Consider the following 13,305-nt stretch of genomic DNA (forward strand, 5'->3'; position numbering starts at 1 on the left):
ACTTTTTTCAGGCAAAAAAAAGCCAACCTTACGGCTGGCTCAGAGTATGAACACGATATTATTTCGCGTCGTGCGCGTGGTCGTCTTCGCGGCAATCGCCTTCAGCGCAGTGACCGTACAGGTACAGGCTGTGGTTGGTCAGGCGGATGCCATGACGGGCGGCGATTTCACGCTGGCGTGATTCAATGGAATCATCGCTAAATTCAATGACCTTGCCACAGTCGAGGCAGATCAGGTGATCGTGGTGATGCTGCTGAGTCAGCTCGAACACGGATTTACCGCCTTCGAAATTATGACGAGTAACAATGCCCGCGTCATCAAACTGGTTCAGCACACGATAGACGGTTGCCAGCCCAATCTCTTCACCCATATCGATAAGACGCTTATAAAGGTCTTCCGCACTGACATGGTGATTGTCTGGCCCCTGAAGCACTTCAAGGATTTTTAACCGAGGAAGCGTTACTTTCAGGCCAGCTTTCTTTAATGCGGTATTGTTGTCAGTCATGCGGAATCTGTCCTGTTGCTAAACGATTCACTTCAAAAGAAGAAGTGACAGAAAATGCACTTGGGATAATGCGTCTCATTATAGAACTGCCATGGCTAAATGAAAACTGCAAGTCTCAAGCAAAGTATGCTTATAAAAACGTGGTATCACCAACAAACTTGTTCGATGGCACCCACTTTTTACCAGGGGGATATTGTACAGGTCTGGGCGAAAAAGTTAAAAGTTTGTAGCAATTAATTTAATCGGTTTTACCTGGAAAACGGGCGCAACCGGAGTTGCGCCGCAGGGATATCAGGCGTTAAGGATATCGTCCAGGTTCAGCTCTTCACGAACCTGCTTAACCCATTTTTCTACACGCTCAGCGGTCAGCTCTGGCTGACGGTCTTCATCAATGGCCAGGCCAACGAAGTGATCGTCATCTGCCAGACCTTTGGACGCTTCGAAATGGTAACCCGCCGTTGGCCAGTGACCGACGATCGCCGCACCGCGTGGCTCAATGATGTCGCGAATAGTGCCCAGCGCATCACAGAAATACTCAGCATAGTCTTCCTGATCGCCACAGCCAAACAGGGCAACCAGCTTGCCGTTGAAGTCTACTTCTTCCAGCGTCGGGAAGAAATCGTCCCAGTCACACTGTGCTTCACCGTAGTACCAGGTCGGGATGCCCAGCAGCAGGATGTCATAGCCCTCGAGATCTTCTTTGCTGCTCTTGGCGATGTCATGCACATCAGCAACGTCTTTACCGAGCTGTTTTTGAATGTTTTTTGCGATATTTTCAGTATTGCCGGTATCACTGCCAAAGAAAATGCCGATGATTGCCATGAGTAAAATAACCTCTTGAAACTTAATGGTATGGTGGCGCAAATTGTCCACGGATAAGGGCAATAATAGCAGAACAGGCAACCCTGCGGAAACAGCTATCACGCAGGACTGCACTCTGTGCTACATGAAAAAGGTAATATTGGGGATTTTCTGACTCACGCCTTGCCGCGTAACGTCTCAAGCTGGGCGATCAGCATCTCTTCGATCAGTTCGCTGCGGCTGATGTTGCGCGCGTCAGCTAACTCGTTAAGCGCATCGACGGCATCGGCATTCAGCTTCAGTTCGACACGCTTAAGCCCACGATTTTTATCGCGTTTAAGCTGGTTGCGTTTATTGATACGCAGCTGTTCATCGCGCGAAAGCGGATTCGTTTTCGGTCGTCCCGGTCGACGCTCATTCGCGAACAGATCTAGTGTCGTACGGTCCGTTTGTTCTTTGGCCATGATTCTGAGACTTCGGGGGAAACACGCCGCCCTGCTAATGCCCGGGCGATAAGCGCGCCATCATACATCACCCAAATCCACACGCCAACGACTGGAAGCCCGTCGTCTTCCGGTCGCTGGCTTTTTAATCAATTCGCTGTATCAGTAAGATAGCGGCGAATGGCGCGCAGGACGGCATCCGGTTTTTCCGCGTGTACCCAGTGCCCGGCACCCGCAATAACGTGAGCGCGAGCCTGCGGGAATTGCGCCAGCAGCGTGTCACGGTATGCATCAGTGACGTAAGGGGAGTTGCCGCCGCGAATAAAAAGGGTAGGGTGCGGCCAGGCGGGGACGGTTTCCCAGCCCACAATATGCGAATACTGATCCCACAATACCGGGACGTTAAAGCGCCATTGTCCGTCAACAAACGATTTCAGCAGGAACTGGACCACGCCTTCCTCATCAAGATGCTCACGCATAACGGCAGCCGCCTGCTGGCGGGTTGCGACACCCGCTTCGGTGACCGCATTGATGGCGGCAAAAATCTCATCGTGACGGCGAACGTCGTAATTGACGGGCGCAACGTCGATGACCACCAGCCCGGAAATTCGCTCAGGGGCCAGCGCAGTGAGCGCCATCACCGCTTTGCCGCCCATTGAATGCCCGATAAGCGTCGCTTTCTGGATATTATTCGCATCGAGGGTGTCCCGCAGATCCTGCGCCATGGCTGCGTAGGTCATCTCCTCCGAGCGCCCAGAAAGACCGTGATTGCGCATATCAACCTGGAGGATCGCGTGATCGGCCACTAAATCGCGCGCAAGCACACCCAGATTATCCAGGCTACCAAACAGGCCGTGAACCAGTACGATGGGAGAATTATTGTTCGGCGATTGTGCAGTTTGCGCTCGGGTATTCAATTTCATGGCAAAGTTCTTTTTTTAGGTTTGTCAGGTTAGGGTATCATGTTGACCATTCTGCCGCCCGGGGGCAAGGATCCAGTTTAATCTGACTTTTGCCGCCAACCTGGTTTGACGCTATCCGCTGTTGGGATTTGACCTTATAATCTCAACGACTTGTATTCAGATAAGATATCGCACTGGATTAAGATGAAAACAATCGAAGTTGATGACGAACTCTATCAGTATATTGCCAGCCAGACGCGGCATATTGGGGAGAGCGCGTCCGACATTTTACGGCGCATGCTCAAAATTTCCGCCGCCTCACAGCCCACTCCTGTCACTAAAGATGTCGTGTCTCAGCCGAGCGTTGTTGCACAAGTAAAACCTGCCGTCATGCCGGCAAAAGACAAAGTGCGAGCGATGCGCGAGCTGCTGCTGTCCGATGAATATGCCGAGCAGAAAAAGGCGGTTAACCGCTTTATGCTGGTGCTGTCTACACTTTACTCACTGGATAACAACGCATTTGCAGAAGCGACAGAGTCGCTGCACGGTCGCACGCGCGTTTACTTCGCAGGCGACGAGCAGACCCTGCTGCAAAATGGCAACCAAACCAAACCCAAACACGTTCCCGGTACACCATACTGGGTGATCACCAACACCAATACGGGCCGTAAGTGCAGCATGATCGAACATATCATGCAGTCCATGCAGTTCCCGGCGGAATTGATCGAAAAGGTTTGCGGTACAATTTAACCCTTGCATCAGAAGGACCAGGCAATGGCAAATCACAGCCGTGCAGGACAACCTGCACAACAACGCGATTTGATTAACGTCGCTCAACTGACCGCGCAGTACTACGTGCTGAAGCCGGTGGTGGGCAACGCAGAACACGCAGTGAAGTTTGGTACATCTGGCCACCGCGGTAGTGCGGCGCGCCACAGCTTTAACGAACCGCACATTCTGGCCATTGCTCAGGCCATCGCGGAAGAGCGCGCCAAAAATGGCGTCACCGGTCCGTGCTATGTAGGGAAAGATACCCACGCCCTGTCTGAACCTGCTTTTATCTCCGTGCTGGAAGTGCTGGCGGCGAACGGCGTAGACGTGATTGTTCAGGAGAACAACGGTTTTACGCCAACGCCAGCGGTTTCTAACGCTATTCTGGTACACAACAAAAAAGGTGGCGCGCAGGCTGACGGCATTGTGATCACCCCGTCCCACAACCCACCGGAAGATGGCGGCATCAAGTACAACCCACCTAACGGTGGCCCGGCGGATACCAACGTCACGAAAGTGGTGGAAGATCGTGCCAACGCGTTACTGGCTAACGGTCTGAACGGTGTGAAACGCATCTCGCTGGATGAAGCCATGGCCTCCGGCCACGTGAAAGAGCAGGATCTGGTGCAGCCGTTCGTGGAAGGGCTGGCGGATATCGTCGATATGGCCGCTATCCAGAAAGCCGGTCTGAAGCTGGGCGTGGATCCACTGGGCGGCTCCGGTATTGAATACTGGAAACGCATTGCCGAGCACTACAAGCTGGATCTGACCATCGTGAACGATCACGTCGATCAGACCTTCCGCTTTATGCACCTGGACAAAGACGGCGCGATCCGTATGGACTGCTCCTCCGAATGCGCAATGGCTGGCCTGCTGGCGCTGCGCGACAAGTTCGATCTGGCGTTTGCCAACGACCCGGACTACGACCGCCACGGTATCGTCACCCCGGCAGGGCTGATGAACCCGAACCACTACCTGGCTGTTGCAATCAATTATCTCTTCCAGCACCGTCCGCAGTGGGGCAAAGAGGTCGCGGTGGGTAAAACGCTGGTCTCTTCCGCTATGATTGACCGTGTGGTCGACGCGCTGGGTCGCAAGCTGGTGGAAGTGCCGGTGGGCTTTAAGTGGTTTGTTGATGGTCTGCACGACGGCAGCTTCGGCTTTGGCGGTGAAGAGAGCGCGGGGGCATCCTTCCTGCGCTTCGACGGCACCCCATGGTCAACCGATAAAGACGGCATCATCATGTGCCTGCTGGCGGCGGAAATCACCGCGGTCACCGGTAAGAACCCGCAGGAACATTACAACGAGCTGGCGGAACGTTTTGGTGCGCCAAGCTATAACCGTATTCAGGCTAGCGCCACGTCTGCGCAAAAAGCAGCTCTGTCAAAACTCTCTCCGGAGATGGTCAGTGCCAGTACCCTGGCAGGTGACCCGATCACCGCGCGTCTGACGGCGGCGCCGGGTAACGGCGCATCCATCGGCGGCCTGAAAGTGATGACCGAAAACGGCTGGTTCGCCGCGCGTCCATCCGGTACGGAAGATGCGTACAAAATCTATTGCGAAAGTTTCCTCGGCGCTGAGCACCGTCAGCAGATTGAGAAAGAAGCGGTAGAGATTGTCAGCGAAGTGCTGAAAAACGCGTAAGTCGTGATCTGGTGCGGGCTGATGCCCTCACCCCGGCCCTCTCCCACTGGGAGAGGGAGAAAACATAAAAAACGGCAACCTCAGGGTTGCCGTTTTGCATTGACCTCGTAGGCCCGGTAAGCGCCAGTGCCACCGGGCTTCTTTTTTAACTATGTTTATTCTTCAGTTCAAACCGTGGTGAGACCAGACCGTACAGCGTCCAGCCCATGAATGTCACCATCGCCCCATACAGCATCGCCTCCTGACCGGACGAGTAGAGCGCATAGAAGCTGTAAATCGCCCCAATCAGCGCCACGATATTGGCCGCCCGGGCTTTGCGCGGATCCACCTTCGCCACCTTCTGAATAATCACCAGCGCCGCCATCGACAGAATGTACGGAATGATGTTCGTCACCACCGCCAGGTTGACCAGCACGTTAAACTGGCTGTTCAGTGACGGGCTGATGGTCATCAGCGACAAACCGCTCTGGAAAATCACAATCGCCAGCATACCCTGCACCGGCGCATCCGCTTTGGTGACGCGGGAGAAGATTTTCGGGAAATAACCTTCGTCAGCGGAAGATTTGAATACCTGGGCGATGGTGAACTGCCAGCCCAGCAGCGAGCCGCAGCAGGACATCACCATCAGTCCCATGATCACTTTCCCTACCTCCGGCGTAAACATCTGCGCAAACGCCAGTCCGAACGGCGCCGTGGAGTTAGCCAGATCCATGTTGGGCACAATTCCCGCAATCACGTTGGTTGAGACGATATAGATCACCGCCGCCCCCAGCGTCCCGCCGAGTACCGCGATCGGCACATTTTTCTCCGGGTTTTCCACCACTTCCGCATTCGCACAGGCCGACTCCAGCCCGAGGAAGGCCCACAGCGTCATGGCGATGGACGATCCCACGGCGGTGAAGAACGGTACGTGATGCGGATTCCAGGAATTGGCGTACAGCGTCGGGCTGAACCAGAACCAGCCGATGATGCACAGGCCGACAACCGGGATGATGACGCCCCAGACGGTGATGCTGCTGAGCTGTCCGGTGATGCGCGCGCCGCCAAAGTTAGCGACGGTGCAGATCCAGAGCACGCCGATGGTCGCCAGCCCAATTTGCACCGGGGTCAGCGTCGCGCCAAACAGCTCTGTGCCGTAACCGACAGCGGAAATGGCAATCGCCACATTGGCGATCAGCAGCGACACGCCATAGGTATAGTTCGCCATAAAGTTACCGGACTTACCAAACGCATATTCGGCATAGCCGCCCATGCCGCCGGACTTGCGGCTGAACATACCGCACTTGGCAAACGCCCACGCCAGCGCCATCGAACCCACGGCGGTAACAAGCCAGGAGATAATCGAAATCGTCCCCACTTCAGCGAGCTTGGTGGGGAGCATGATGATCCCCGAACCCATCATATTCACCATGGTGAGAATAGTGAGTTGCACCACGCCCATCTTGTTGGCCTTACTCATAATTTTTCTCCTTTCAGCAGCGATGGCTGAGCGGCAGGTTGTTTGATGACGTAGCAGCGCACCTGTTTGCGACCGTCACACTCCTCGACGTAAACCCCCTGTAACTCCGGCGCAAAACCCGGCAGCAGATTGATCCCGTCTTCCAGCGCGGCGAAATAGCGCAGCACGGAACCGCCCCAGACTTCTCCCGGCACCACGCACAACACCCCCGGTGGGTAAGGCAGCGCGCCTTCCGCGGCGATACGGCCTTCCGCGTCGCGCAGGGACACCAGCTCGACCTCACCGCGCAGATAGGCATAGTTCGCCTCCTGCGGGTTCATCATGACGCGTGGGAAGTGAGACTTGCGGAACATCTCTTTTTGCAGTTGCTTCACGTTATGGCGGGCGTAGAGGTCATGCATCTCCTGACAAATCTGACGCAGGGTATAATCCGCATAACGTTCCGGATGTTGCTTATAAAGAGAGGGCAGAACCTCTTTCAGCGGCACATCGCTCTGGAGCAGTTTTTCGAAGCGCACCAGCTGGGCGACGAGCTGCTGCAATTTGCCCATGTCCTCCGCCGGGGTGAGCAGGAACAGAATGGAATTGAGGTCGCATTTTTCCGGCACGATACCGTTTTCACGCAGGAAGTTGGCGAGGATGGTGGCGGGCACGCCGAAATCATCGTACTCACCGGTGCGGGCGTTGATGCCCGGCGTAGTCAGCAGCAGTTTGCAGGGATCGATAAAATACTGATGCTCGGCATATCCCTCAAAGGCGTGCCAGCGTTCGCCCGGAACGAAATGGAAGAAGCGCAGATCGGTAGCAATCTCTGCCGTATCCCAGCTTTCCCATGGACGGCCATCCACCGTCTCCGGCACGAACGGACGAATAAACTGACAGTTCTGAAGGATCAGTTTCCGCGCTTCAATACCCGTCACCACGCAGTCCATCCACATGTTGCGCCCACTTTGCCCCTCGTGCATGCGGGCGTTGATATCCAGGGCGGCAAACAGCGGATAAAACGGGCTGGTGGAGGCGTGCATCATAAAGGCGTTGTTGAGGCGTTTATGCGGGACATAGCGCGGCTGGCCTTTTATGTGGCTGTCCTTCTTATGGATTTGCGAGGTTTGCGAGAAGCCCGCCTGCTGCTTATGCACCGACTGGGTCACCAGAATGCCCGGATCGTTTTCGTTCAGCTCCAGCAGCAGCGGCGAGCAGTCGGCCATCATCGGGATAAACTGCTCGTAACCCACCCAGGCGGAGTCAAACAGAATGTAATCGCACAGGTGACCAATCTTATCCACCACCTGACGGGCGTTATAAATGGTACCGTCGTAGGTGCCCAGCTGGATCACCGCCAGACGGAACGGACGTTCATCCCGCGCACGGCCAGGCGCGACCTCTGACACCAGCTCCCGCAGGTAGCTCTCGTCGAAACAGTGTGCGTCGATACCGCCGATAAATCCGTACGGGTTGCGCGCCGTTTCCAGATACACCGGCGTCGCGCCCGCCTGTAACAGCGCCCCGTGGTGATTAGATTTATGGTTATTGCGATCGAACAGCACCAGATCGCCTGGCGTGAGCAGGGCATTGAGCACCACCTTGTTGGAAGAGGAGGTGCCGTTCAGCACGAAGTAGGTTTTATCCGCATTAAAGACTTTTGCCGCATGCTGCTGGGCGATGCATGGCGCGCCTTCGTGGATCAGCAGATCGCCCATTGCCACGTCGGCATTGCACAGATCGGCGCGGAAAAGCGTTTCGCCAAAGAAATCGACAAACTGGTTTCCGGCCGGATGGCGGCGGAAGAACTGGCCTCCCTGATGTCCGGGGCAGTCAAACGCGCTGTTCCCCTGCTGGACGTAATCGACCAGCGCGCGGAAGAACGGCGGGCGGAGCTGGGTTTCGTACTTCTGCGCAGCCGCTTCAAGCTGGCGTCCGTAGTACGCATTGCTGGTGTCGGAGTACTCAAAAACGCCGTGAATACGCGACAGAAATTCAGCCGGAACCCTTTCTTCTTTATGCGTGGCAATAAACACCGGGATGCCGAATCCCGTGGCTTCTATTTCTTCTATGGCGCCATTGAAAATATCGCTGACGGCCAGAACCACGGCTGCCACATCAATATAATCTGATGCGGTGATATCCACGATGTCGCGCGAAGTGGTAAAGCATTCAGGGCAGGCACGGCTGACGGCAATTTTTAACGTTTTCATCTTTATCTCTTTATTTCAGGCAATATGGGGCCCTCGACTTCTTGCGGTAAAGAAATCGATTATTTCCGGAAAAAAAAGCAAAGCGTGTCCGCTGATACGAAATCAGTTAATTGCTTTTTTGCTGAGTAGAATTCAGTCCGCCCGGTTGCGGAGAATCTGAATCACAAGGAATGAGCGCAGGTGTTCACAGGCAACAGCCTGTAAAATAGCGTTTTTCAGGATAACCTGTAAGCAGATGCGCCAGAAGTCGAAGGACTACCGGGCGTTAAAGAGATGAAAGTCAAAACAGTTACGGTGGGCAAACATCATGATATGTGTTGTCCGCCTTATATGGGGCATTAAACGATTATTGTTTTCCATGTTCAGTTTCCTTTCAGTAATTGAAAGCATGGTCATTTTATCCAGGAGAAAGGGATTAACTGTGAAACAGATCACCAATAACCGATCATTTCAGAAATAATTAGTCGTTTTGAGTGAATAACGCAGATCAAAATGCTGTTTTGTTGGTTCGGTGTTAAATTGATGTTTTAATTGTGTTTAAAGAGGGCGGGTATAGCTATGAAAATAAACTCATCGTTATTTTCATGGCTATATTAAGGCTGGTATGTTTTTTATTTAAAATTAAAGTGAATACTTATTCAGATCATAAACCGATATCCGATACCGGTTTCTGTTAATAAATGACGAGGACGCGCGGGATCGGCTTCAAGTTTCTGGCGAAGGTGTCCCATATAAATGCGTAAATAGTGACTATGCTCGACAGCATTCGGTCCCCAGACCTGGCTTAACAGCTGTCGCTGCGTTAACACTTTTCCGTGGTTATTGAGCAGCACGGCCAGCAGACGAAATTCGATAGGCGTAAGGTGGATCTCTTCTTCCCCACGCACGATGCGGCGGGCGGCAAGATCGACGCGGATATCGCCAAAGGCGTACACCGGATCGGAAGGGGACGTGGCACTGTGTCGACGCAGCGCCACACGAAGCCGGGCCTGTAACTCGCCAATGCCAAACGGTTTGATCAGATAATCATCCGCTCCGGCATCCAGCGCGGCGATTTTATCCGTCTCTTCGGTGCGGGCAGAGAGCACCAGAATGGGCATCTGGCTCCACTGACGCACCTCACGAATAAAATCGATGCCGTCGCCATCCGGAAGTCCCAGATCCAGGATCACCAGATCTGGCTTGCGGGTGGCGGCTTCAATTAACCCCCGTTGAAGCGTACCGGCTTCATGCACGCGCAAGCCGTCGCCTTCCAGCGCGGTACGCAGAAATCGGCTGATAGCGAGCTCATCTTCAACAATCAGAACGTTAATCACAAATCCTCTGGTAATTCATCAAGTTCTGGTGGGGTTTCAAGAGGAAGTGTAACACAAAAGCGTGCCCCACCTTCCGGGCGGTTCTCTGCGGAAATGGTGCCACCATGCACGTCGACAATCGCCTGGCAGATCGCCAGACCCAGCCCAACGCCCGGAATGGCGGATTCCTTATTACCGCGCGCAAATTTTTCGAATATGGCGCGCTCCTGACCGGCCGGAATACCCGGCCCGTTATCCCAGACGTCGAGCCGCAGCACACGTTTATCCACCCTGGCAGCAATCCCCAGCCGGGCCTTTGTCCCGGCGTATTTAGCCGCGTTTTCCAGCAGATTAATCAGCACGCGCTCAAACAGCGGGCCATCCACATGGATTAACGTCAGGGGTTCCGGCATGTCCAGCTCAATATGTCGCCCGCCGAGACCCGGCTCCAGCATCTTCAGCGCACTGCCGACAACCTCCTCAAGGGTGAGCCACTCTTTTTTGAGGTTAAACCCGCCGGACTGAATGCGCGCCATGTCCAGCAGGTTGTTCACCAGGCGCGTGGTATTCAGCACGTGCTGGCGAATTTCGCTGGCCTGCATCGCGTGCTTTGATCCTTCCGCTGCCAGATCCAGCGTCAGAATTTCGGACTGGCCAAACAGCACGGTAAGCGGGGTGCGCAAATCGTGAGACAGCGCTGCCAGCAGCGAATTGCGAATACTTTCGCGCTCGCTTGCCAGCCGCGCCTGCTCTTCGCTGGCGGTGAGCGCCAGCCGTTCAAGGGCGCTGGCGACCAGCAGGGTGAAGGTTTCCAGCAGGCGCTGCTGCTCTGGGATCATCAGCTGACGCAGGTTAGACGGCTCGACGATGACCAGCCCGTGATTCTTATCCGCGCTGCGCAGCGGCAGGATCTGGTAAGGCACGCCGGGCAGCGTGTCGGTGCCGGCGCCGGCAGGTAACCCCTTATCGAAACTCCAGCGGGCAATCGCTTCATCCCAGGGCGTCATCCCCGAAGGGGAGGTCAGCGGGCGAAGGCGCCCCTGTTCGTCGGGGAGCAAAATCAGGTTACTGGCATGAAAGGTCGAACGGATAAACTGCTCGCTGGTCTGCACGATATCCCGCTGCGTGCGGCCAACCGCCAGCGATTTTGACATTTCATACAGATGGCGCGTGCGCTGCTCGCGATAGCGGGCAATGCGTGCCTGGTAGCGTACGCCTGCCGTCAGATTCCCGATCACCAGCCCGACGGTAAGCATCACGGCAAAGGTCAGAATGTACTGCACGTCCGAGACAGCAAGCGTCCCGCGCGGAGCGATAAAAAAAAGGTCGAAGCTGATGACGTTGATCACCGTTGCCAGCACCGACGGCCAGCGGCCATAAAAGAGCGCGACCACAACGACGCCGAGCAGATAAATCATGACCAGATTGGCGGCGTCGAAGGCGATGAGCCACTGGCTGGCAATCACCGTAATCAGGGCGCAAAGGACCACGGCCACCAGGCAACCCCGGATCTGAATGCGCCATTTATCGCCAAAGGTGCGAGCATCCGGCGTACGGTTGGGCAGAGGGGCGGGCTTGTCATCCAGCGCGACGATGACTAAATCAAGATCCGGCGCGCGGCGGGCCAGCCTGTCGGCAAAAGATTCGCGGCTAAACCAGCGGCGATGCTGTCGACGTCCAATGACAATCTTGCCCAGGTTGTGCTCGCGCGCGTAGCGCAGAATGGCTTTATCTTCCTGCGGTTCGGAAAGGGTGGCGGTTTCGGCACCCAGCTCCTGCGCCAGCCGCAGCGCGCTCAAAATGGCGCGACGCTGATTTTCTGGCAGGCCATGCAGCTGCGGCGTTTCGACGTAGACCGCGTGCCAGACGCTGCCAAATTTCGCTGCCAGCCGGGCGGCGGTGCGAACCAGTTTTTCGTTGCCGCTGCCGTGACCAATGCATAACAGAATGGCGTCCCGCGTGTGCCAGACGCGCTCTTGTCCCTGTAGGTCTCGCCAGGCGCGCATCTGGTCATCAACGCGATCGGCGGTGCGGCGCAGGGCCAGCTCGCGCAGGGCAATCAGGTTTCCTTTGCGGAAAAAATGTTCGATGGCGCGTTCGGCCTGGCCGGCAATATACACTTTGCCTTCGTGCAGGCGCTGGCGTAGATCGTCCGGCGGCAGGTCAACCAGTACGACTTCATCGGCAGAATCAAAAAACGGATCGGGGACGGTTTCCCGCACCTGGATACCGGTTACGCCGCTCACTACGTCGTTCAGGCTTTCCAGATGCTGAACATTCACCGTGGTGAAGACGTTAATGCCTGCCTCAAGCAGCTCCTCAACATCCTGCCAGCGCTTCGGATGGCGGGAGCCTGGCGCATTGCTGTGCGCCAGTTCGTCCATCAGGATCAGGGCAGGGCGGCGGGCGAGGGCGGCATCAAGATCAAACTCCGTGACCAGCCGCCCGCGATGGCTGATACGCTGGGGCGGCTGCGTCGCCAGCCCCTTCAGCAGCGCAGCCGTCTCTTTGCGACCGTGGGTTTCCACCACGCCGATGAGAATATCAAGCCCCTGCGCCCGAAGCCGCTGGGCTTCCGTCAGCATGGCGAAGGTTTTCCCGACGCCCGCGCAGGCGCCGAAGAAAATTTTCAGCTTGCCGCGGTGGGCTTCAGCCGTCTGTTCAAGCAGCCTGTCCGGATCCGGGCGCATGGGCTCGTCGGTCATTTAGTTCTTCCTTAGCGCGTCCAGCGCCAGATTCAGCTCAACAATGTTCACTACCGGCATGCCGATGAAGCTGACCAGCGGCTTTTGCGTATGTTCTGCGACCAGCTGGCTCACCTGCTCGACGGTCAGCTGACGGGCGGCTGCCACGCGTGGGATCTGCCACACCACCGCATCCGGCGTCAGGCTGTAATCCAGCCCGCTCGCGGAAGCGGTGATCAGCTCAACCGGCACCTCACGGCTGGCCTGCGGATTCGCGGCGCGCAGGGCGGCAACGCGTTCAGCAACGGCTTTGTCCAGGTCAGGATTACTGCCAGCCAGATTGCTGCCGCCGGAGGCCATTGGATTATACGGGCTTTCCGCAGTGGCGGAAGGGCGTCCCTGGAAGTAGCGCGGGTCCGTAAAGTTCTGCCCAATCAGACGCGAGCCGCGGTTTTCACCGTTCTGGATAATCAGCGAGCCGTTGGCCTGATCTTTAAACCACCACTGGCCCAGCGCGGTAGTCATCAGCGGGTAAAGCCCGCCGGTAATCAGAGACAGCAGAATAAACAACAGTATAGCGGGACGTAACATCGTCATTGGATCCAC

General features: G+C 55.8%; 12 protein-coding genes. 2 read left to right on the forward strand and 10 right to left on the reverse strand.

Features of this window, described 5'->3' with window-relative positions:
• Positions 1–58: 58 nt before the first annotated feature.
• The 4 genes from fur to ybfF form a co-directional block, all read right to left on the reverse strand.
• Complete coding sequence (fur, locus tag AC4OVU_RS06805; RefSeq protein ID WP_010428651.1) at positions 59–505, reverse strand: ferric iron uptake transcriptional regulator; 447 nt, start codon at positions 503–505, stop codon at positions 59–61.
• A 291-nt stretch (positions 506–796) separates the two neighbouring features.
• Complete coding sequence (fldA, locus tag AC4OVU_RS06810) at positions 797–1,327, reverse strand: flavodoxin FldA (protein ID WP_003858653.1); 531 nt, start codon at positions 1,325–1,327, stop codon at positions 797–799.
• A gap of 155 nt (positions 1,328–1,482) precedes the next feature.
• Entirely contained in the window at positions 1,483–1,770 is a 288-nt protein-coding gene (gene ybfE / locus AC4OVU_RS06815) for a LexA regulated protein (protein WP_003858652.1), read from the reverse strand.
• Between the two features lie 128 nt (positions 1,771–1,898).
• Positions 1,899–2,672: an esterase gene (ybfF, locus tag AC4OVU_RS06820; protein WP_015571124.1), complete on the reverse strand. Its 774-nt coding sequence runs from the start codon at positions 2,670–2,672 to the stop codon at positions 1,899–1,901.
• Positions 2,673–2,855: 183 nt separating this feature from the next.
• On the opposite strand from ybfF, the gene seqA reads away from it, so the two are divergent.
• Both seqA and pgm read left to right on the forward strand, forming a co-directional pair.
• Complete coding sequence (gene seqA / locus AC4OVU_RS06825) at positions 2,856–3,401, forward strand: replication initiation negative regulator SeqA (RefSeq protein ID WP_003858650.1); 546 nt, start codon at positions 2,856–2,858, stop codon at positions 3,399–3,401.
• Positions 3,402–3,425: 24 nt separating this feature from the next.
• Positions 3,426–5,066, forward strand: a complete 1,641-nt coding sequence (pgm, locus tag AC4OVU_RS06830) for a phosphoglucomutase (alpha-D-glucose-1,6-bisphosphate-dependent) (RefSeq protein WP_017384980.1) — start codon at positions 3,426–3,428, stop codon at positions 5,064–5,066.
• Between the two features lie 145 nt (positions 5,067–5,211).
• On the opposite strand, the gene potE is transcribed toward pgm, so the two are convergent.
• The 6 genes from potE to kdpC all read right to left on the reverse strand — a co-directional run bounded on the left by potE (position 5,212) and on the right by kdpC (position 13,296).
• A complete protein-coding gene (gene potE / locus AC4OVU_RS06835) occupies positions 5,212–6,525 on the reverse strand; it encodes a putrescine-ornithine antiporter (RefSeq protein ID WP_003858648.1) in 1,314 nt (437 codons plus the stop codon).
• Positions 6,522–8,720 carry an ornithine decarboxylase SpeF gene (gene speF, locus AC4OVU_RS06840; RefSeq protein WP_015571121.1) on the reverse strand — a complete coding sequence of 733 codons (2,199 nt, stop codon included), beginning with the start codon at positions 8,718–8,720 and terminating at the stop codon, positions 6,522–6,524. The genes potE and speF overlap by 4 nt, the downstream gene beginning before the upstream one ends.
• A 255-nt stretch (positions 8,721–8,975) precedes the next feature.
• The gene (gene speFL / locus AC4OVU_RS06845) at positions 8,976–9,080 is read right to left on the reverse strand and encodes a leader peptide SpeFL (protein WP_003858645.1); all 105 of its coding nucleotides are present in this window, start codon (positions 9,078–9,080) and stop codon (positions 8,976–8,978) included.
• Positions 9,081–9,358: 278 nt separating this feature from the next.
• Positions 9,359–10,036 (reverse strand): two-component system response regulator KdpE, encoded by a 678-nt coding sequence (gene kdpE, locus AC4OVU_RS06850; protein WP_003858643.1) that lies wholly within the window; start codon positions 10,034–10,036, stop codon positions 9,359–9,361.
• The gene (kdpD, locus tag AC4OVU_RS06855; protein WP_023303300.1) at positions 10,033–12,720 is read right to left on the reverse strand and encodes a two-component system sensor histidine kinase KdpD; all 2,688 of its coding nucleotides are present in this window, start codon (positions 12,718–12,720) and stop codon (positions 10,033–10,035) included. Before kdpD ends, kdpE begins: the two co-directional genes overlap by 4 nt.
• Positions 12,721–13,296 carry a potassium-transporting ATPase subunit KdpC gene (gene kdpC, locus AC4OVU_RS06860; protein ID WP_015571119.1) on the reverse strand — a complete coding sequence of 192 codons (576 nt, stop codon included), beginning with the start codon at positions 13,294–13,296 and terminating at the stop codon, positions 12,721–12,723.
• Between the last annotated feature and the right edge of the window lie 9 nt (positions 13,297–13,305).

The sequence above is a fragment of the Enterobacter sp. 6722112 genome, assembly GCF_058661685.1.

Coding starts and splice junctions, on each gene's coding strand:
- speF (WP_015571121.1), bottom strand. CDS start 8,720: ATGAAAACGTTAAAAATTGCCGTCAGCCGTGCCTGCCCTGAATGCTTT.
- ybfF (WP_015571124.1), bottom strand. CDS start 2,672: ATGAAATTGAATACCCGAGCGCAAACTGCACAATCGCCGAACAATAAT.
- potE (WP_003858648.1), bottom strand. CDS start 6,525: ATGAGTAAGGCCAACAAGATGGGCGTGGTGCAACTCACTATTCTCACC.
- ybfE (WP_003858652.1), bottom strand. CDS start 1,770: ATGGCCAAAGAACAAACGGACCGTACGACACTAGATCTGTTCGCGAAT.
- speFL (WP_003858645.1), bottom strand. CDS start 9,080: ATGGAAAACAATAATCGTTTAATGCCCCATATAAGGCGGACAACACAT.
- fur (WP_010428651.1), bottom strand. CDS start 505: ATGACTGACAACAATACCGCATTAAAGAAAGCTGGCCTGAAAGTAACG.
- kdpD (WP_023303300.1), bottom strand. CDS start 12,720: ATGACCGACGAGCCCATGCGCCCGGATCCGGACAGGCTGCTTGAACAG.
- pgm (WP_017384980.1), top strand. CDS start 3,426: ATGGCAAATCACAGCCGTGCAGGACAACCTGCACAACAACGCGATTTG.
- fldA (WP_003858653.1), bottom strand. CDS start 1,327: ATGGCAATCATCGGCATTTTCTTTGGCAGTGATACCGGCAATACTGAA.
- kdpC (WP_015571119.1), bottom strand. CDS start 13,296: ATGACGATGTTACGTCCCGCTATACTGTTGTTTATTCTGCTGTCTCTG.
- seqA (WP_003858650.1), top strand. CDS start 2,856: ATGAAAACAATCGAAGTTGATGACGAACTCTATCAGTATATTGCCAGC.